Genomic DNA, 19,451 nt, shown 5'->3' with positions numbered 1-19,451 from the left:
TTTTTGAGAAAATGAAAAAAGAACTGATAATTAAAATCGTATCAGTCCTTGTATTTATAGCCCTCAGTGTTGGTGTGATTATTTACGCCAACACTGACAGGCCAAAATACACTATCACAGAGAGCTCTGGCGTCGAATATGAGACTGCTAGAGTTCTTTCTGTAATAGAGGATAATACATCGATTGATAAAGAAATTGAAAATGTAAAAAAGGGAAGTGCCGAGCTGGAAGTAGAGCTTTTGACCGGCCGTTATAAGGGCGACGTTTGCCATGTGACGAACTATTTCAGTGCCCTTTACAATGTGGATGTGGCAAAGGGCGATAAGGTCAGTGTCAGAATAGATACCACTGATGTTGGTGTTTATCAGGTTAGCATTTACAACTACAACAGAATTCCTCTTTTTATAGGACTTATTGTTGTGTTCTTTGCAGTACTTGTTTTGCTAGGTGGCAAGCAGGGCTTAAAAGCTTTTGCGGGACTTGTTTATACAGTGCTTGTGATTTGCTTTGTACTGCTGCCTCTTACTCTTAAGGGCGTGTCCTCTATTCCACTTACTATAGTGATAGTGTTCGTTACATCAGCTTTGTGTTTCTTGCTTATTGGCGGTGTACAGAAGAAGACTATTGCAGCAGCTCTTGGCTCTCTTGCAGGAGTTCTTATAGCAGCATTGCTTGGAGAGATTGCTGCCAAGGCAGGCGGTGTTACTACATTCCAGATGGATGAGGCCGAGGCACTTTTACTTGTAAAATCTACCAATCCAATTCAGCTTAGAGGTTTGTTTATAAGCGGCATTCTTATAGCTGCCATGGGTGCAGTAATGGATATTGCAATGTCCATAGCATCTGCTATTTCAGAGGTACATGAGGCTAATAAGAAGCTTGGTTTTAAAGAATTGTTTGGCGCAGGAATGAACATTGGTCGCGACGCCATGGGAACCATGTCAAACACACTTGTACTTGCTTATGTTGGTGGCTCACTCAACATGATGGTGCTTATTTATTCATACGGTGTATCCTTTACACAGCTTGTAAACACTGATTTTGTGGCTATAGAATTGATTAGAGCCATTGCAGGTTCTATCGGAATCATCGGAACAGTGCCATGTGTTTCAGCAGTGGCTGGATATTTGTATAGTAAGGACTAGGCATTTTGCCTAGTCCTTACTGATTGCTTTTATTTATGAACGAATATTTACAGTTTTTTACAAGATTTAGCTATTTAATAATTTAGAAATTTCATCCACCATATCGTTAATAGTTTTGGCTTGATTAGCAACTTCTTCTGTATTTTTAGCATTGCTTTCAGCCATAGCTCTTATAGAAACGAATTGTTGATTTTCATCTCTAATACTTTCGGCAATATCCTGATTGATATCTACAGTTTGTTTTATGATATCAGATTGACGCTTGATGGCTTTGTTCATTTCTGAAACCGCAACAACAGAATCATTAAGCATTACACTCATGTCTGCTACATCGCCAAAGACCTTCTTGAATTGTTCATTTTGTTCTTCAAGCTTTGAGGCGTTTTTCTCAACCTGGCTTGTAATTTCCCTTACATTCATTTGAACTCTATCAATTACTTCGCCAACATCATTTAATGAATTTGATGTACTTTCTGCAAGTTTACCAACTTCTGTTGCCACAACTGCAAAACCCTTTCCAGCTTCACCTGCACGTGCTGCCTCGATTGACGCATTCAAAGCAAGTAAACTGATTGAAGAAGATATTCCCTGAATAAGTTCCAATGTAGTTCCGATTTCTTCAACTGCATTTGACAGACGTTCTGCAATATCTGTTGTGGTGGCCATTGAATCTGAAACATCAGAGTTAATTCCTTGTAAATCATTAAGAGCTTTTTCATTTTCGTTTGATTTAACAAGTAAATTATCTGAGGTATTTTCTACCTTCTCAACATTTTCGATTACAATACTTTCTACATCACTTAGTTCTGAAAGATTTGCCATACTGTCATCAGCTTTGGTACCAAGCATATTACTATTCTCTACTAAATCATCACTTGTGGCTGATAATTCTTCAGCTGAAGCACTTTCATTTGAGGCGATATCAAGTAGTGCAGTACCTGCTGAAACCATCTTTTCAGAAATAGACCTTACAGCATTCATTACACCAACAACCTTCTTGTTGTTTTCTTCAAGTTCATCTTTTTTAGCATTTACGAGGAAATAAGAAACAAAGAAAACAAACAATGTTATGCCGGCCAAAGATATAGTTAATCCAACAATACACATTATTATATCAGTCACATATAATTCGTCTTTTGCAGGAAGAAGTTGTGAGCCTCGAACTATCCATCCACTAATAAGGGAAATAATACAAATTCCTCCGGTTGTCAATAACTGTTTTATATCAAGGAAAAATCCGATTAGTGTTAGAAAGAATGCTAAGAATCCCCAGAAATTTCTAGTTGGGCACATATAAACAATATAAGTCCATTGAATAATAAGTACGCCGGAACAAAAAATTTTGCCTAGCTGTAATTTTCCATCTATTAGATAGCCCTCTTCATTAAATGATGTTTTTAGTATAAGCATTCCACAAATTAAAAAACAAACATCCATAATGGCGAAACAGATTACAGCAATCCATTGCATATCTTTGTAAAAGCCTAACAATTTCTCAGTAATGAACATACATGTTGCAAACATACATGCTCCTGTCAACGCTATAATACCCCATTTAAATACCGCTGAAAGATATACTTCGAATGCTGATTTCTTATTACTCATGTACTAAAACCTCCTTACATCATCATTTAAAGTAATTTTATCAGCAGATTATGATAAAAGTGTTAAACATTATCCTAAAACTTGTAGGATAATTAAAAAGAAGACCTCTTGTTGACTAAACAAGAAGCCTTCATTTTTGATCAAAGCATTCAAATTTGTCGATTGCAACTATCGTTAGCAACAACTAACACAATGTGATATTATTAGTTAAGGGATAGGTTAATCTGTTGTAAGGGAGGGCGAGGATATGATGAAGTACACTGGAAAGTATTATATGGTTTTATCGTTATTTCTACGCAGGCATCTCATAGAACAATTTGGAAAAGAAGTAACCAATAAGGCCTTAAAAGGTGCAAAGCCTATTTATAAGGAGATGCTTGAAAAGTGTGAAGACATAGGTTATGACAACCCAATGGCTAGTAATATTTACATGTGCTTTGTTTTTCTTGCGATATGGAAAGCGGCTGATGGGGCTATAGATTATGAGGGATATAGAAAAGTAATTAAAGATTTTATGACGACCCCTCCAGTTAGTAAGTTCTTGGGTTCAGGAGATTTAAATAATCCAATAACTCTAAAAAAGGGTGATGAAAGGATGCATAAGATGCAGGAATGGGCTGATGAACATCCAGAATATAAAGACAAGACCTGGGATTTCAATTTTGAAAACAAGCACAAGGATGGAATCTATTATCATTTCACGCGTTGCCCATTAAATGATTTTGCTAGAAAGAACGGATTCTTGGAAATACTTCCACTCTGCTGTGAGATAGACCACTATATGACAGAGGCAAAACATGGGGTGTTACACAGAGATTATACCTTGGCCACAGGCGGTTCTATCTGCGACTACTGGATCGTACCTGATAAGATAGCGAATCCTCAGTAAAGTTGGAGGATAAGGGATGGACAGAAAGATAAGGATTTATCAGATGGGCCTGCATGTCATGATGAGGTGATCAGAAAATGTTAAAGAACTACATGAAGGAAGGGCAGAAACTCCCTCTCTTTGGAGTCGGGCCATATATTGTTTATGGAATTGCTATGGTCAATGTAATAGGAATTATCTTGTTTGGCTATGTACTTAAGATAGGAATTCTGTATGATTCATGGATACTTATTTTCCGAGTGGTTGGTACATTACTCATAATAATGGGAATCGGTGTATGGTATATAGGAGCTGTCCGGTCAGATATGGATGATTCTATAACAGAGAACAGGCTTCAGACCAATGGCATTTATTCATGGGTACGGAACCCGATGTACAGCGGCTGGTGGTTTGCGTTATCTGGGATTACCCTTATGTGGCATAATGCATGGCTGCTACTTTTTCCGATTGTTGACTGGATTATTATGACAGTTGCACTTATAAAAACGGAAGAGAAGTGGCTTTTGGATTTATATGGTGAGGAGTATGCTGAGTATAAGAAAAACGTAAACAGATGCATCCCGTGGAAACCTGGCATTGGGATATATAGAACGGAGATATCCACAGCTAAGTGGATGATATATGATTTGCCGGGGAATGCAGGCTGGATAATATGGATCGTTTGTACAGTGAAATGTTTGAGGCAAGAGGCGAATATGTATGCCGTACTTTCTGTCATAGTAGCAATTTTCATGATGATTGGCGTGTTGGAACTAATTAGTGAGAGGGCGGCAGGGCTTAACCGCATCCTTACAGCGGCAAGGCTGCACAGGGGCTTTGGAGCATTGTCGCTGGGCGGACTAGTTGGAATCCCTATTTCAATATATGGAATCCTTTCAAATACTGATTATGGATTATCCCTATTGATGCTGACAGGAGCAGTATTATGTGCTCTGTTTGCAGGGCTCATCTTTGTGACCTTTAAAAGAGAGGAATGATAGGAAAAATGACGATACATGAATTTGGAAAAGATAATGATAAGGCCATAGTGTTGCTACATCCGTCCGTGGTTATGTGGGATTACTTCGAGTATGTGATTCCGCTTTTGGAAAAGAAATACCATCTGATAATTCCTGCACTTCCGGGGTATGACCCTGACAACAAGAGCGATTTCACAAGTGTTGAAGAGATCTCAGCAGAACTGGAAGAATGGCTGAATCTGAACGGACTGAGCAATGTGACGTGTCTTTACGGCTGCTCCATGGGTGGAAGCATTGTAGTCAGGATGCTTGCAGGCAACAAAGTGACAATACAGAGTGCAGTAATCGATGGTGGTATTACTCCATATCAGCTTTCTTGGATCGTTACAAGATTGATAGCAATAAAGGATTTTTTGTTGATATACACAGGAAAACTTGGTGGAACAAAGCTGTTGGAAAAAGCGTTTTCTACTGATGAACTGTCAGAGGAAGATGTGCAGTACGCAGCAAATGTCCTTAAGATGATTAGCACTAAAACAATCTGGAGGACATTTGAATCCTGCAACAATTATTCCATGCCGAAGTATATCCATACTGGCTGTAAATACATAGAATATTGGGTTGCAGAAAAAGAGGTAAAAGATAGAAAGTGGGATGTGGAATATATAAAAAAGATCTTTCCACATACAGTATTTAGAAAGATCAAGGACACAGGCCACGGAGGGCTGGCTCCATTTAAGCCGGAAAAGTTTGTGGGGGAGATTGAGAAGGTCATAAGGCAGGGGGATAAGAGATGATTCTAACTATATTTCTGACAATAATATTTTGCGTGGCGATAACACTGATGATGTTGTCTGCCGTAGCATTTATTCAGGATAAGAAGTTCTTTTCTTCAGCACCTAAAGAAGCGCAGGAGGCTATTTTGCCAAGGGAAAAAGAATTGTTCTACGGCGCCAGGACAATCGGATGGACTTTAATGATATTTAGTTTTCTGATGATACTGGGGGTAGGCTTTATCTCAATCTGGGACGGTTTCAGGAGTGGTTACACGTTTGGACAGTTCTTTTTCAGATTTGTCTTCATATTCACTGTTTACAAGCTTTATGACATGATCTGCTTTGACTACTTCCTGCTCATGAAATTCCAGTTTTTTCAGTTCTATTTTCCGGAAGTTGAAAGCGTTTTTAAGAACAGAAAGTATGGATATAACATCAAGAGCCAGCTGCTGAAGCTTCTTGTGATATTCCCGGCTGCATCAGCACTTGCAGCCTGGATATGTACATTGTTTTAAGGGAAACAATATTTTGAATGGGGAAATAAAAATATGCGGAGCTGGCACTGAGCGCTATAGATGAATTTATGGAAATGGCAGTTTGAGGGTAATATGGGGGGGTGACTATGGTTCTAATATTAGAGTGCATTGTGGTTTGCTTTATACTATTTCTTCCCTGCGTTGTTGTTATAGCAAATGGAACAGAACAGGGAGCCTTTTTGTATGAAAAAGATGTGCAGGATCGCGTCGTAGAGATGGGACTTATCTCAAAGGCACAGATTGAAAAGAACGGTAAGTTATTCAAGTTATGCACGCTTACAGTAATGATTGCTTTTGTGCTCTGGTCAGTTTATGGCATCAATGGAGTCAGAGGTTTTATAGTGCCATTTCTTCAAATTTATGCGATGACAATGGCAGAAGGACTATTCGACAGATTCTTTATTGATTGGTATTGGGTGGAGCATACAAAAGCCTGGACGATTCCGGGAACCGAAGATCTAAGGCCTTACATCCCCAAAAAGACGAATATTGTGAAGTGGCTGATTACGATTGTAGGCAATCCTATTATCGCAGCTGTATTGGCAGGGATTATGATGATTGTATTATGAGGGAGGAAAGCAGGTAACATGGTTTGGTATGTATTGTTAATTGAAGCGATAGTATTTGCAGTATTATTTACAACAATTCTTTTTGTGTCTTTTCATGGGGAAAAAATGTACAGTCCGGCATGTATCCATAATTACCCGCCTGATATTCAAGAAGAATACTTCAAAACACATGAAAGAGTGGATGTTTCATATAAATCAAAAAAGGTAGTAGTGGCGAAGTCCTGTGGAATAATCATGTTTACAGTTATTCTTACCATATGCGCGAAGCTTGCCGGGGCAGTTACATTTTGGCAGGGATTCGCGATCGCTTTTGGACTCATGGTATGGATTGGAGCCTATGACACACTCTTTCTGGACTGGGTGCTATTTGCAAATATGAAAATGTTCAGGCTGGAAGGAACAGAGCACATGGACAAGGCTTACCATCAGAAGTGGTTCCATTTAAAAGGGGCTATATTCCCGGGGCTGATGTTTGCGCTGATTCCTGCAGCTCTTGTAGGACTGTTCATAAGTTTGATGAGGTGAGTATGTAAAGAGCTTTGAGCATGGATATCTTTTAGCTGAGCTTCATTCACCATTCCTTGAAAAGAATGGAAGTCATCATGATGCTGTGAAACATACTAATGCCACATTTGGTTGGGGAACGAAATCAGGACTCGAGTATTTAGAGCTTGAACCAAGAATGCGCCTTATTTCAGAGACAAGTTATAACGAAGAAATGAAGAAATACTCAATACGTGGAAAGATATTTGCTATCGTCGGTAAGAATATCAACAATCGACTTGCTGTGTTTGAATGGTAAGTAATTTTGAAAATGACCACAAGGATGACGGAAGTAAAACATGGAGTTTTACATAGAGATTATACATTGTCTATAGGCGGTTCTACCTGCGATTATTGGATTGTTCCAGATAAAACTTCCAATAGAGATTCGGCAAACTTTTTATGTCCATCAATTGAAAAATGAACGCCGTCGTAACCCATCTCTATATTCCATTTTCCAGCATCGATAGCATTTATGTTATGCTCTTTTGCCAGTTTCATATAGCCTTCATTCATTTTTTTGCTACAGTCATGATATAATTCCATTTTAGAATCTGACGCACTGATATATGGTGGTGCAATCAGGATAAATCTAGCAAGGCAGTTTTGATTAACATAATCAAGAATGCCATCCAATCTCTGTAGTGTGGCTTCTACATCTGGATGATTTGTAAGTAGAATATCATTGGTACCAAGCATCATTAAAAAGACGTCATCTTTGGTTAGACTTTGAAAGGTTGTTGTGAAATAGCCGTAGCCTAACTCTGGCAACATTCTACCATTCATTCCTTCCTCGATGACATCATAGTTATCTTTTAGGGCTTCCTTTACATGTGTAGTCCAACGTATTTCTGCTGGATATCTACCACCCAAGAAGCCTCTTGGATCATAGCCATATGTATTTGAATCTCCATACAGAATTAGTTTTTTCATTGATTTACCTCATTTGACACCCAGGTGAAGCCTTTTGCTGTACGAATATCAGCATCTTTAAAGTGATTGCCATCATTCCACTCTAGGGTAGAAGCTAACTCTTTTGACTGATAATAATCACTGAGCTCTCTAATACAGTTCCCAACAGTAGACATAATAGGGTTTCTAGCTTTCTCTTCCTTATCACCTAAACTTAGATAGATATGTTTGACGCAAATATCTTCGCTCTTAGCATAATCAAGAAAACTTGGGAACCATACTGAAGGAGAGGCTGCAGCTATTGCAGTAAAAGCATTTGTCTGGTAGGCACTCCAAAGAGCAAATAAGCCGGCAAGAGAATAGCCACCCAGAATGATAGGGATATCTTGTGAAATATCATATTTTGTCTTAACTGTAGGAATGAGCTCATTTATCACAAAGGCCAGTGTTTCCTTAGCCCCGTCACCAAAACCTTCTTTTCCAAAAACAGGTGGTGCAGGCCAAGGGGATAAATCTTTGTTCCAGTCATTGACACTAAAGGCAATAAGAATAAAAGGTTTATCTGTATGCTCTGTGATATATTTTGTTTCAGAGTCTAGCATCTCGTAATCATGGGGGTCTACTGGCTGAACAAGTACAACCTCTGGGGCTTCATCCATAAATGCTATGCAGTTCGTTGTTTGTATTTGAAAATTCTCTTTAACCATTTCAAAACTCCATATGAATTATATTTGATAAATTGACAAGATTGACACTTTCATGTGCTTTCTTGCAAGAATCCAAATAAAATCAAGGCCTCCGAGGTGTCCTATTCTAAGCTCATTGATTTAGAATACCAGCCTTGTGCTTGTTGTAATAATGATAGCAGATATTTACAGCTTTGGTTAAAGTTCTTTGAGGGTATTCCCTGTATCCATTTCCCCTTTTGTCTAATCAAGGTAGTGGCTTTTATATGGGTGAAGATTTCCAATAATTAATAGGATGAAGGAAAGGGATGCAATGGCTGCATATTTGCTCTCAAAAGATAAAGTATGAAATTTTTTTGAATTTTATTTTAAATGGTTGAAAAATGATTTCTACCCTCATATAATTTTTGACGTTGTCGCAAAAATTATATGAGGGTGTTTATTTTGAAAATTATAGTTTTTTTAGAACGAATCTCACTTGCTTTTATTATATCTTTATTGGTTGGTTTCTTTGGCTCTGGGAAAAAAGTCGAAGCAGCAGAGCTACCAAATTATGCAATTTATGTAAATCGCGCAGCTAACTGCGTAACTGTATACAGCAAGGATGAGCAGGGGATGTATACTGTTCCTGAAAGATCCTTTTTGTGCTCAGTAGGTCGTAATATAGAAGATACACCAACAGGCTTGTTTCAGACTACAGATTATTATGAGTGGAGAAAGCTTTTTGGAAATACTTATGGAAGATATGCAATTCGTTTTAACGGTCATATTCTTTTCCATTCAGTACCTTATAGTCAGCCAAGCGTAGATGCGCTTTATGGAGATGCCTTTAATATGCTTGGTGAAGGGGCATCTGCAGGATGTGTACGTATGGCAGTTGCCGATTTGAAGTGGATTTATGATAACTGCAAAGTTGGAACTTATGTAGTTGTATATGATGATTTGGAAAATCCGGGACCACTTGGTAAGCCTAATGCTGTAAAAATCAATCTTGAGACTGGATATGGGAACTATGATCCTACAGAGGTAGCTGCATACAATCCATGGGTTTACATAAATCCAACACAGTATCTAAAGCAGGACAATGGCGATGGTATTGTATATGCCTATAAAGGTGTAAATTACGAGACCCTTAAGGATTATATTGGTCTTAAAGATAGCAATGGTGCAGACATTGAAAAATGGAATTACAGCTTGGAGTTAAATGGAAAGTATGATTTAAATACTCCTGGCACATATACTGTTTGGGTGACTGGTAAGGCAAACTCTGGATTGGCTAGTCAGCAACAGTATACAGTAGTAATAATGTAAGGTTTTTTCATTGAAAAGAAGGGTCTTCTATGGTACAATCGGAGAGGTTTTGAAAATCAATCTGGTTGTAACGAAGGAGAATCGTTTATGGAAAGCTACAAGTCAGAATTTATAGAGTTTATGGTGGAGGCAGACGTCCTTAAGTTTGGTGATTTTACACTGAAGTCAGGGCGAAAGTCTCCTTTTTTTATGAATGCAGGAGCCTATGTAACAGGCAGCCAGCTTATGCGCCTTGGTGAGTATTATGCAAAGGCTATTCACGATGCCTATGGGGATGATTTCGATGTTCTTTTTGGCCCAGCATACAAGGGCATTCCACTTGCTGTAATCACAGCAGAGGCATTCCACAGATTATATGGTAAGGAAATCAAATACTGCAGCAATCGTAAGGAAGAAAAAGATCACGGCGCTGATAAGGGTGGCATCCTTGGATATAAGATAAAGGATGGCGATAGAGTTGTCATGATAGAGGACGTTACCACGTCAGGAAAGAGCATGGAGGAGACTGTTCCAATCGTACGTGCTCAGGGTGATGTTACCATCGTTGGTCTTATGGTTTCTCTCAATCGTCAGGAGTTCGGTCTTTCTGGAGACAGAAGTAAGACAGCCCTTGATGAGGTTGCAGATACCTACGGCTTCAAGACAGCAGCCATCGTTTCTATGGACGAGGTTGTTGAGCATCTTTGGAACAGAGAGTGCCAGGGGCGTGTAGTTATCGATGACGAGATGAAGTCACGCATTGATGCATATTATAAGGAATATGGAGTTCAGTAATGGGAAGAATTCGTCCACATAGACGCAACTCTTACGGCAATCAGCTAAAGGCTCTTCCAATGGAGGCGATGTATGCTGCAGGAGTTTCTGTTTTTTCATTAGTAATATATGGGGCTGTTATGGGTGTTTCTGTCTATATGGCAGGTGAGACACCTAAGTTTGTTGGTGGCATAGGAATGCTGGGATGCTTCCTGGCACTTGCTGCGTTTCTTTATAACGTGGCCCAAATGAAAACTAAGACAGAGCTTAAATATAGACTTATTTGTTTGGCTGTCAGCACTTTAGCTATGGCCATATGGGTAGGCACATTTATTTTAGGAATGGTTAATTAAGGAGTATTATGAGCAAGACATTTTACATTGAAAATGATGATATTTTAGAGCGCTACGAATTAGTTACAGAGCGCATCTCTACTATTAAAGAGGATAAGGATTTACCTGAGAAGCTTCAGGCTTATTTCAATCAGGTGGCAGAGTTTATTATGGCTGTTGAGCCAGTTTTAGATAAGGCTGTTGCTGGCGAGCTTGAGAATCGTTCACTTGAGGAATGCAAGGCAGACCACGACAGAATCTTTGCTATCTATAAGGCAGGCACATATGAGAACAGCTTCCTTTGCCCTACATACGCTGTAGAGCAGCTTGGTGAGCAGCTTGGTGGTCCACTTTCTGCAATCTACTACAAATTAACAGACATGATTCGAGCAGCTTTTGCTGGACGTCTTGATATATTCACTATTTACTGTGAGCTTTTCATGCAGGTTTATGGTGTTTGTCAGGTGGAGAGTGAAGACAAGTTCCGCAGAGAGGATATTCTTTCTGCAATGGCTTCATTCAAGCATGATTATTGCACAATCTTTACTGGTGAAGTATTTATTGAGATGATTGATCCAGAGTATGATTTCTATTCAAATATTATTATGAAGTCTGATCTTTCTGATGATAGATATCTCTATAGATATGGTATGTACATCAGTGATAACGAGCTTAAGATGGCGGCACATCTTCGCAGCATGTCAAATGAGGATGTGGTTGCTATGGCTCGCACATATGTGGAAGGCTACATCAAGGGCTTCGAGGTTTGTGGAAAAGATATCTCAATCAAGGACACAGTTGGTGTACATGCACCAGCAGGCTTCGAGCTTATGACTCGCGAAGCAATCAAGCTTTTCAACGAAGCAGGTCTTGCTTCTACAGTTCGTTTTGGTGGAGCTACAGGTCGTAATCTCTTCTCTACTGTTCCTAACAAGCAGTGCGAGTACGACCACAAGGATGACAGAGCTTATGTTTGGGAAAAGGGGCTTGCAGACAGAATCCTTGAAGTTACAAAGAATACTTATGAAAAGAATAAAGAGCTTGCTGCAGTATTTGGTGGCCCAGCTGTAATAGAGACATTCGGTGATGCACCATTTGAGCCAAAGAACTATCCAGCTAACGCTCAGTATAATGATAAGCAGAATGAGCTTAACGTATACTTCATGAGCCAGAGTGGACAGATTACAAATCAGTACATTCACGGTGATGAGCGTAGCTTCACAATCATCGCTTATCCAATTCCAGAAATCGGTGACAAGTTCAATGAAATCTTCAACGAGACTGTTGCTGTAAATACAATGGATTACGAGCTTTACAAGAACATTCAGCAGCACATTATTGATGTGCTTGATCAGGGTGAGACAGTTCATATTACAGGTCGAGGGGATAACCACACAGACATTACTGTAAAGCTTCATCATCTTGATGATCCTTCAAAGCAGACTAATTTCGAAAACTGCGTTGCAGATGTAAATATTCCTGTTGGTGAGGTATTCACATCACCTGAGCTTGAGGGCACAAACGGAGTGCTTCACGTTACACAGGTTTACTTAAATGAGCTTTGCTACAAGAACCTTGAAATGAAGTTCGAAGACGGCAAAATCGTTTCTTATAACTGCAGCAATTTTGATACAGAAGAAGAGAACAAGAAGTACATCTTCGACAATGTTTTTTTCAAGCATGAGACACTTCCAATCGGCGAGTTCGCTATTGGAACAAACACAAGAGCATTTGTAATGGGACAGAAGTACGACATCGCAGATAAGCTTCCAATCCTCATTGCAGAAAAGACAGGTCCTCACTTTGCGGTAGGTGATACCTGCTATTCTCACTCAGAGGATGTACCTATGTACAACCCAGACGGCAAGGAATGCATAGCACGTGACAACTCATGCTCACTCCTTCGTAAAACAGATATTTCTAAGGCATATTTTAACTGCCACACAGATATAACAATTCCTTATTATGAGCTTGGTGATATCACAGTCACTACAGCTGATGGCCGCCAGCTTGAAATCATCCGTGAGGGTCGTTTCGTAGTGCCAGGAACTGAAGAGTTAAATAAAGTATTTGAGTAATGGAGGATAATGAAATGGCAACTGTATCAATTGTAATGGGAAGCGACAGCGACATGCCTGTAATGGCTAAGGCTATTGAAGTTTTAGAAAATTTTGGCATTGATTATGAGGTAAGAATCATCTCAGCTCATAGAGAGCCAGATATCTTTGTAGAGTACGCTAAGACTGCAAAAGATAGAGGCGTTAAGTGCATCATTGCAGGCGCAGGAAAGGCAGCACATCTTCCAGGTATGTGTACAGCTGTTTTTGAGGGCCCAGTTATCGGTATCCCTATGAAGACCAGCGACCTTGGTGGAGTGGACTCTCTCTACTCTATCGTTCAGATGCCTACAGGTGTACCTGTAGCTACAGTTGCCATCAACGGAGGAGCCAATGCAGGTATCCTCGCAGTTAAGATGCTTGCCATGAATGACACTACCCTTGCAGGCAAACTTCACGATTTCATCGTAGAACAGAAGGAGTCTGTAGAGGCGAAGGATTCTAAATTACAAAGCGAAGGCTATCGTGCCTTCTTATCGTAGATAAGTATTGGAAACCCTTATTTTCAAGGGTTTCCTTTTATTTATAAAATTTAAATGAGCTAACACATAGTAATTATGGTAAGCGCGAGCAAGAGGGCCCCGTGCCGGGGAAGGAGGGTGCCCCTTTAGGGGAGTTCCCTTGCCCGAGTATGGGAGATGGCTTGCGGGAGCATGAAAAACTTGGATGTGTTAGCGGACAAAAGTTATTAAAAGGAGAGAAACATGGATTACAAGAGTTCAGGAGTAGATATTGAGGCAGGATATGAGTCAGTGGAGCTCATGAAGAAGTTTGTGAAGGGCACTATGAGACCAGAGGTTCTTGGCGGTCTTGGAGGTTTTTCAGGAGCCTTCGATTTGAGTGCTATCAAGAACATGGATGAGCCAGTACTTTTATCTGGTACAGATGGTTGCGGCACTAAGGTTAAGCTTGCTTTCCTTATGGATAAGCATGACACAATCGGTATCGATGCAGTTGCAATGTGTGTTAACGACGTTGCATGTGCAGGTGGCGAGCCACTTTTCTTCCTTGATTATATTGCTTGCGGAAAGAACATCCCAGAGAAGATTGCAACAATCGTAAGTGGTGTTGCAGAAGGATGTAAGCAGTCTGGCTGCGCCCTTGTAGGTGGTGAGACAGCAGAGCACCCAGGTCTTATGCCTGAGGAGGAGTATGATCTTGCAGGTTTTGCAGTAGGTATCGTAGATAAGAAGGACATCATCACAGGTGAGAACCTTAAGGATGGTGATGTACTTATCGGTATGGCATCTACTGGTGTTCATTCAAATGGTTTCTCTCTTGTTCGTAAGATTTTCGAGATGACAAAGGAAAGTCTTGATACATATTATGATGAGCTTGGCTGCACTCTAGGTGAGGCACTCATTGCACCAACACGTATTTACGTTAAGGCTCTTAAGGCAGTAAAGGATGCAGGCGTTCGTGTAAAGGCTTGCTCACATATTACAGGTGGCGGTTTCTATGAGAATATTCCACGTATGCTTCCAGAGGGTAAGCGTGCTGTTGTTGAGAAGGACTCTTATGAGGTTCCTGCAATCTTTAAGCTTATGGCTGCTAAGGGTAACGTATCTGAGCAGATGATGTACAATACCTACAACATGGGACTTGGTATGATTGTTGCTGTAGACCCAGCTGATGTAGATAAGACAATGGAAGCTATTCGCTCTGCAGGAGATACACCTTATGTAGTTGGTAAGATTGTAGACGGTGAAAAGGGAGTAGATTTAGTCTAATGAAAATAGCAGTTTGTGTATCAGGCGGAGGTACCAATCTTCAGGCTATTATCGACGCCATTGATAATGGAACAATCCATAATACTGAGATTGCTGTCGTAATCTCAAATAATAAAAATGCATATGCATTGGAGCGCGCTGAAAAAGCTGGCATTGAAGGCGTTTGCATCAGCCCTAAGGATTTTGCCAGCCGCGAGGGGTTCAACAAAGCATTCCTTGAAAAGCTTGATTCTTACAATGTTGATTTAGTTGTATTGGCAGGATTCTTAGTTGTAATCCCACCAGAGATGATTCGTAAATACGAATATAAAATCATCAATATTCATCCATCACTTATTCCAAGCTTTTGTGGTACAGGATATTATGGATTGAAGGTTCATGAAGGCGCTCTTGCTCGTGGTGTAAAAGTCACTGGAGCTACCTGTCACTTTGTGGATGAAGGCACCGACACAGGCCCTATTATCTTACAAAAGGCGGTAGAGGTTCTTGAAGGCGACACACCAGAGGTTCTTCAGTGCCGTGTCATGGAACAGGCCGAGTGGATTATCATGCCTAAGGCTATTGATCTAATAGCGTGTGGTCGAGTACATGTTAATGCTGGAAAAGTTTATATTGATTAAATGAGCTTGTAGCTATCAATCTCTAAGTGTTGCACAGCGAGATGTGTTAATCGAGCGGAGCAATATCTTAGGATTGAGAGCGTAACAAGCGGAATAGGAGAATAAGTATGAAGGTTTTAATCGTAGGTAGTGGCGGCCGCGAGCATGCCATAGCTTTGGCAGTGTCTAGAAGCCCACAAGTAGATAAGATTTACTGTGCACCGGGAAATGCAGGTATTGCAGAGCTTGCAGAGTGCGTAGATATTAAGGCTATGGAGTTTGATAAGCTTGTAGCTTTTGCAAAAGAGAAGGAAATCGACCTTACTGTAATCGGTATGGATGACCCACTTGTAGGTGGTGTTGTAGATAAGTTTGAGGAAGCTGGTCTTCGTTGCTTTGGTCCTAGAAAGAATGCAGCCATCATCGAAGGTTCAAAGGCATTCTCTAAGGACTTGATGAAGAAGTACAATATACCAACTGCAGGTTATGAGAATTTCACAGATCCAGAGGCAGCTTTAAAGTATCTTGAGACAGCTAAGTACCCAATCGTTTTAAAGGCAGATGGTCTTGCTTTGGGTAAGGGTGTTCTTATCTGCGAGAATCATGAGCAGGCTGTTGCAGGCGTAGCAGAAATCATGACAGACAAGAAGTTTGGTGATGCTGGAAACACAATGGTTATCGAGGAATTCATGACAGGCCGCGAGGTTTCAGTACTTTCCTTTGTAGATGGAAATACAGTAAAGATTATGTCATCAGCACAGGATCATAAGCGCGCAGGTGATGGAGATACAGGTCTTAACACAGGTGGTATGGGTAACTTCTCACCATCTCCATTCTTCACAAAGGAGATTGAGGAGTACTGCCAGAAGAATATCTTCCAAGCTACTGTTGATGCCATGAAGGCAGAGGGCAGACCATTCAAGGGTGTTATCTTCTTCGGACTTATGCTAACAGAGGATGGTCCTAAGGTACTTGAGTACAATGCTCGTTTTGGTGACCCAGAGGCACAGGTAGTTCTTCCAAGATTAGAGAACGATATTATCGATGTATTTAATGCCTGCATCGATGGTACACTTGATAAGATTGATTTGAAGTTTTCTGATGAGGCTTGTGTATGCGTAGTACTTGCTTCAGATGGTTATCCAGTAGCATACAAGAAAGGCTTCCCTATCACTGGCTTTGAGAAGTTCAATAATAAGGATTACTATTGCTTCCACGCTGGAACAGCAAAGAACGATAAGGGCGAGATAGTAACAAATGGTGGTCGTGTTCTTGGAATTACAGCTCTCGGCAAGGATTTAGTAGAGGCTCGCGCTAAGGCATACGAGGCAACCGAGTGGATTGAATTTGAAAATAAATATATGCGTCATGACATTGCAAATGCGATACTCGATGTAGACACATGTAACAATTAGAACGAGGTACAGTGGGAGTACCCACTTATCTATAAGTTTATAATTTCTGTGGGTACACTTTACTTGTCAGTGTACCCACTTTTTTGTACAGTGATTTTATCCATGGGTACGCTTCAACTACGATTGTACCTACTGTTCGACATAGTCCTGCTATCCGTTGGTACATTCCAACTACCGGCGTACCCACTGTTCGACATAGTCCTGCTATCCGTGGGTACATTTCAACTACCGGCGTACCCACTGTTTGGAATAGTCTTGTTATTCGTGGGTACAATTTAACTAACACTGTACCTACCTAACAAATAGATTATATAATTAGTGGGTACTAAGAACGTTTACGGGGGAATCTACAGCTCAAGATTTAATTGCTAAGGAAAGCAAATAATAAAAGGTCCTGGCCTGGTTAAAGGCTAGGACCTTTTTGTCTAATGGTAAATTTTATTCTTCTGTATCATCCTTGAAGAAAGAAATCTCACTGTTAAGCTTTTCAGCTATGTTCTTCAGATCAGATGCAGAATCTGCAAGACTTGAAACTATCTGTGTAACTCGGTTACCTGTTGTTTTACTTGTGATGATGTTAGAAACAACAGGTTTTCCTGTAGCCATAGCATCTATGAAGTAATTGTAAAAAAAATATGATTTCCTGCCTTGCATTCGGCTCCTTGAGTATGATATATTAGATGAGTCGATGAGCCGACAAACGCATATTATTTTCCTAGCAGAAGCGCAGGAAAATGATATGCCCAAAACTGGCCATTGCCGAAGGCAATTATCAATGCCAGTTTATCATTGTTTTATTTGCTTGATTCATGCGGATGTGGCGGAATTGGCAGACGCGCTAGATTTAGGTTCTAGTGTCCCCGACGTGCAGGTTCAAGTCCTGTCATCCGCATTAAGCACTAGGAAGATTTCCTAGTGCTATTTTTTTATGAGGAGAATAATATGTTAGGAAAAATGTTAAAAAAGAAGATAGCAGTTGCTCTTACAATAGCAATGGCTGTCAGCTTGGTGCCTTCTGTTCCAGTTTCTGCAGCAAGCACATTAATCCCAAATGGCTGGTACTATATCAAAAATGTAAGCAGTCAGAAATACGTTGAAGTTGCTGGGGGAAAAGATGCAAACGGTGCAAACGTTCAGCAGTATCAGGGTATAGGAAACGCATCTCAGAGATGGTATGTTTCAAATGTCGGAGACAACTACATCACCTTAAAGAGCGGTCTTGATAGTGGCAGAATGATGGACGTTGTTAATGGTTCTAAGAACAGCGGCACTAATGTTCAGATTTATCAGGCAAATGGTGCAGATGCACAGGTTTTCAAGGTAAAGCACAGAGGCAATAAGGAATATACTCTTTCTGCCAAGTGTTCAGGAAATAAGATGGCTCTTACAGTAAGCGGCACATCAAATGGCGGAAATGTTTATCTTTCATCATCTAAGGGTAATGCAAATCAGTTATTCAAGTTCGAGAGCATTAGTTCTTCTTCAGAGAATCCTTCAAAGGGAGAGGATAAGAACAAGGATAAAGATAAAGACAAGAATAAAGATAAGGGCAACGGCTCAGGAAACCAGGGCGGTAATGGCTCAGGAAATGGTTCAGGAAATCAGGGTGGTAACAACTCAGGTTCTCAGGAGCCTGTGGTATCTGGCAACTCTATCGAGGTTAAGAATGGTGGAACTACACTTTCAGCTGCCCTTAGCAAGGCAAAGTCAGGTACTACTATCGTAATCAACGGTACAGTTAAGTCTGGAGCTGTAAAGGTTCCTGCAGGTGTTCATATCTCAGGAAAGAATAATGCAGTAATTGATTTCTCATCTACTTCAGGTAGCAATGGAAGAGGTCTTACCTTTGAGGGAAATGGAAGCAAGGTTTCTAATATTACTGTAAAGAACGCATCAGATAACGGTTTGTATATCACAGGTTCTAACAACACCTTTACAAGCGTAGAGGCTTGCTACAATCAGGATGCAGGTTTCCAGGTTTGTAACGGTGGTGCCTACAACAAATTCATCAAGTGTCACTCACACCACAATGCAGATGCAAAGGGTGAGAATGCTGATGGTTTTGCTAACAAGCTTCACTCAGGTGAAGGCAATTACTACGAAGAGTGTATCGCAGATTACAACAGTGATGATGGCTGGGACTGCTATGCAGCTCACGGCGCTGTAACACTTGTTAATTGCCAGGCAAACTTCAATGGATACTGTAATGGTATCTATGGTGATGGTAATGGCTTTAAGATGGGTGGTGTAGATAACAAGACTCCTGGTCAGAAGGCACACCTTGATCCATTAAAGCATACACTTACTGGCTGCTCTGCAAAGGGGAACCTTGCATCAGGTTTTGATAGAAACAATCAGAGTGGTGTAGTTACAATGAAGAATTGTACAGCTGATTCTAATAAGAAGAACAACTACAACTGGCCTGCATCTGGAAAGCCATCGGCACTTGGCTACCAGGTAACTTTCGGAAAGGCACAGATTATTGATTGTAAGTCAATCAACGGAAAGAACAATATTAGTGGCGCAGTACTTTCAGGAAGATGCAGCGGCTTCTAAGATTACAGAATAGACGAA

General features: G+C 40.4%; 21 protein-coding genes and 1 tRNA gene. 18 read left to right on the top strand and 4 right to left on the bottom strand.

Going from position 1 to position 19,451, the window contains the following annotated elements:
* Nucleotides 1-11: 11 nt before the first annotated feature.
* Nucleotides 12-1,145 carry a YibE/F family protein gene (locus BLP54_RS07645; RefSeq protein WP_090168341.1) on the top strand — a complete coding sequence of 378 codons (1,134 nt, stop codon included), beginning with the start codon at nucleotides 12-14 and terminating at the stop codon, nucleotides 1,143-1,145.
* A gap of 66 nt (nucleotides 1,146-1,211) precedes the next feature.
* Here the strand turns inward: BLP54_RS07645 and BLP54_RS07640 are convergent, their stop codons facing one another.
* Nucleotides 1,212-2,750 (bottom strand): methyl-accepting chemotaxis protein, encoded by a 1,539-nt coding sequence (locus tag BLP54_RS07640; RefSeq protein WP_090168338.1) that lies wholly within the window; start codon nucleotides 2,748-2,750, stop codon nucleotides 1,212-1,214.
* A gap of 247 nt (nucleotides 2,751-2,997) precedes the next feature.
* Between BLP54_RS07640 and BLP54_RS07635 the strand changes: the two genes are divergently transcribed.
* The 7 genes from BLP54_RS07635 to BLP54_RS07605 all read left to right on the top strand — a co-directional run bounded on the left by BLP54_RS07635 (nucleotide 2,998) and on the right by BLP54_RS07605 (nucleotide 7,281).
* On the top strand, nucleotides 2,998-3,639 hold the full coding sequence (locus BLP54_RS07635) for an L-2-amino-thiazoline-4-carboxylic acid hydrolase (protein WP_330386142.1): 642 nt from the start codon (nucleotides 2,998-3,000) through the stop codon (nucleotides 3,637-3,639).
* A gap of 77 nt (nucleotides 3,640-3,716) precedes the next feature.
* Nucleotides 3,717-4,616 carry a methyltransferase family protein gene (locus BLP54_RS07630; RefSeq protein WP_090168336.1) on the top strand — a complete coding sequence of 300 codons (900 nt, stop codon included), beginning with the start codon at nucleotides 3,717-3,719 and terminating at the stop codon, nucleotides 4,614-4,616.
* Nucleotides 4,613-5,395 carry an alpha/beta hydrolase gene (locus BLP54_RS07625; protein WP_330386141.1) on the top strand — a complete coding sequence of 261 codons (783 nt, stop codon included), beginning with the start codon at nucleotides 4,613-4,615 and terminating at the stop codon, nucleotides 5,393-5,395. The genes BLP54_RS07630 and BLP54_RS07625 overlap by 4 nt, the downstream gene beginning before the upstream one ends.
* Entirely contained in the window at nucleotides 5,392-5,889 is a 498-nt protein-coding gene (locus BLP54_RS07620) for a hypothetical protein (protein ID WP_090168333.1), read from the top strand. The genes BLP54_RS07625 and BLP54_RS07620 overlap by 4 nt, the downstream gene beginning before the upstream one ends.
* A gap of 107 nt (nucleotides 5,890-5,996) precedes the next feature.
* Nucleotides 5,997-6,479 carry a hypothetical protein gene (locus BLP54_RS07615; RefSeq protein ID WP_090168331.1) on the top strand — a complete coding sequence of 161 codons (483 nt, stop codon included), beginning with the start codon at nucleotides 5,997-5,999 and terminating at the stop codon, nucleotides 6,477-6,479.
* Between the two features lie 18 nt (nucleotides 6,480-6,497).
* Complete coding sequence (locus tag BLP54_RS07610) at nucleotides 6,498-7,004, top strand: hypothetical protein (RefSeq protein WP_090168327.1); 507 nt, start codon at nucleotides 6,498-6,500, stop codon at nucleotides 7,002-7,004.
* Nucleotides 7,005-7,089: 85 nt separating this feature from the next.
* A complete protein-coding gene (locus BLP54_RS07605; protein ID WP_176754504.1) occupies nucleotides 7,090-7,281 on the top strand; it encodes a hypothetical protein in 192 nt (63 codons plus the stop codon).
* Between the two features lie 92 nt (nucleotides 7,282-7,373).
* On the opposite strand, the gene BLP54_RS07600 is transcribed toward BLP54_RS07605, so the two are convergent.
* Together BLP54_RS07600 and BLP54_RS07595 are read right to left on the bottom strand one after the other, a co-directional pair.
* Entirely contained in the window at nucleotides 7,374-7,955 is a 582-nt protein-coding gene (locus BLP54_RS07600; protein ID WP_090168324.1) for a GDSL-type esterase/lipase family protein, read from the bottom strand.
* Nucleotides 7,952-8,641: an alpha/beta hydrolase gene (locus tag BLP54_RS07595; RefSeq protein ID WP_090168323.1), complete on the bottom strand. Its 690-nt coding sequence runs from the start codon at nucleotides 8,639-8,641 to the stop codon at nucleotides 7,952-7,954. The genes BLP54_RS07600 and BLP54_RS07595 overlap by 4 nt, the downstream gene beginning before the upstream one ends.
* A gap of 423 nt (nucleotides 8,642-9,064) precedes the next feature.
* Here BLP54_RS07595 and BLP54_RS07590 point away from each other — a divergent pair, with 423 nt between their 5' ends.
* The 8 genes from BLP54_RS07590 (at nucleotide 9,065) to purD (ending at nucleotide 16,877) form a co-directional block, all read left to right on the top strand.
* Nucleotides 9,065-9,931, top strand: a complete 867-nt coding sequence (locus BLP54_RS07590) for a L,D-transpeptidase (protein ID WP_176754503.1) — start codon at nucleotides 9,065-9,067, stop codon at nucleotides 9,929-9,931.
* Nucleotides 9,932-10,018: 87 nt separating this feature from the next.
* A complete protein-coding gene (pyrE, locus tag BLP54_RS07585) occupies nucleotides 10,019-10,705 on the top strand; it encodes an orotate phosphoribosyltransferase (RefSeq protein WP_090163509.1) in 687 nt (228 codons plus the stop codon).
* A complete protein-coding gene (locus BLP54_RS07580) occupies nucleotides 10,705-11,037 on the top strand; it encodes a hypothetical protein (RefSeq protein ID WP_090168318.1) in 333 nt (110 codons plus the stop codon). The genes pyrE and BLP54_RS07580 overlap by 1 nt, the downstream gene beginning before the upstream one ends.
* 8 nt (nucleotides 11,038-11,045) lie before the next feature.
* The gene (locus BLP54_RS07575) at nucleotides 11,046-13,094 is read left to right on the top strand and encodes an aminopeptidase (protein ID WP_090168316.1); all 2,049 of its coding nucleotides are present in this window, start codon (nucleotides 11,046-11,048) and stop codon (nucleotides 13,092-13,094) included.
* Nucleotides 13,095-13,108: 14 nt separating this feature from the next.
* Nucleotides 13,109-13,615: a 5-(carboxyamino)imidazole ribonucleotide mutase gene (purE, locus tag BLP54_RS07570; protein ID WP_090168314.1), complete on the top strand. Its 507-nt coding sequence runs from the start codon at nucleotides 13,109-13,111 to the stop codon at nucleotides 13,613-13,615.
* A gap of 222 nt (nucleotides 13,616-13,837) precedes the next feature.
* Nucleotides 13,838-14,863 (top strand): phosphoribosylformylglycinamidine cyclo-ligase, encoded by a 1,026-nt coding sequence (gene purM, locus BLP54_RS07565; protein WP_090168311.1) that lies wholly within the window; start codon nucleotides 13,838-13,840, stop codon nucleotides 14,861-14,863.
* On the top strand, nucleotides 14,863-15,483 hold the full coding sequence (gene purN / locus BLP54_RS07560) for a phosphoribosylglycinamide formyltransferase (RefSeq protein WP_090168308.1): 621 nt from the start codon (nucleotides 14,863-14,865) through the stop codon (nucleotides 15,481-15,483). The genes purM and purN overlap by 1 nt, the downstream gene beginning before the upstream one ends.
* Before the next feature lie 107 nt (nucleotides 15,484-15,590).
* Complete coding sequence (purD, locus tag BLP54_RS07555; protein WP_090168306.1) at nucleotides 15,591-16,877, top strand: phosphoribosylamine--glycine ligase; 1,287 nt, start codon at nucleotides 15,591-15,593, stop codon at nucleotides 16,875-16,877.
* Between the two features lie 438 nt (nucleotides 16,878-17,315).
* Here purD and BLP54_RS15810 read toward each other — a convergent pair whose 3' ends face one another.
* A complete protein-coding gene (locus tag BLP54_RS15810; protein WP_090168303.1) occupies nucleotides 17,316-17,531 on the bottom strand; it encodes a PDC sensor domain-containing protein in 216 nt (71 codons plus the stop codon).
* Nucleotides 17,532-17,688: 157 nt separating this feature from the next.
* Between BLP54_RS15810 and BLP54_RS07545 the strand changes: the two genes are divergently transcribed.
* Together BLP54_RS07545 and BLP54_RS07540 are read left to right on the top strand one after the other, a co-directional pair.
* A tRNA-Leu gene (locus BLP54_RS07545) sits at nucleotides 17,689-17,769 on the top strand.
* 50 nt (nucleotides 17,770-17,819) lie between these two features.
* Nucleotides 17,820-19,433 (top strand): RICIN domain-containing protein, encoded by a 1,614-nt coding sequence (locus BLP54_RS07540; RefSeq protein WP_242870658.1) that lies wholly within the window; start codon nucleotides 17,820-17,822, stop codon nucleotides 19,431-19,433.
* The last annotated feature ends 18 nt before the right edge of the window (nucleotides 19,434-19,451 follow it).

Origin of the sequence: Pseudobutyrivibrio sp. 49, assembly GCF_900100545.1 — a bacterium.
Lineage (GTDB): Bacteria > Bacillota > Clostridia > Lachnospirales > Lachnospiraceae > Pseudobutyrivibrio.
Note: the sequence above shows the minus strand (reverse complement) of the source record. Positions and strands in the feature narration are given on the sequence as shown.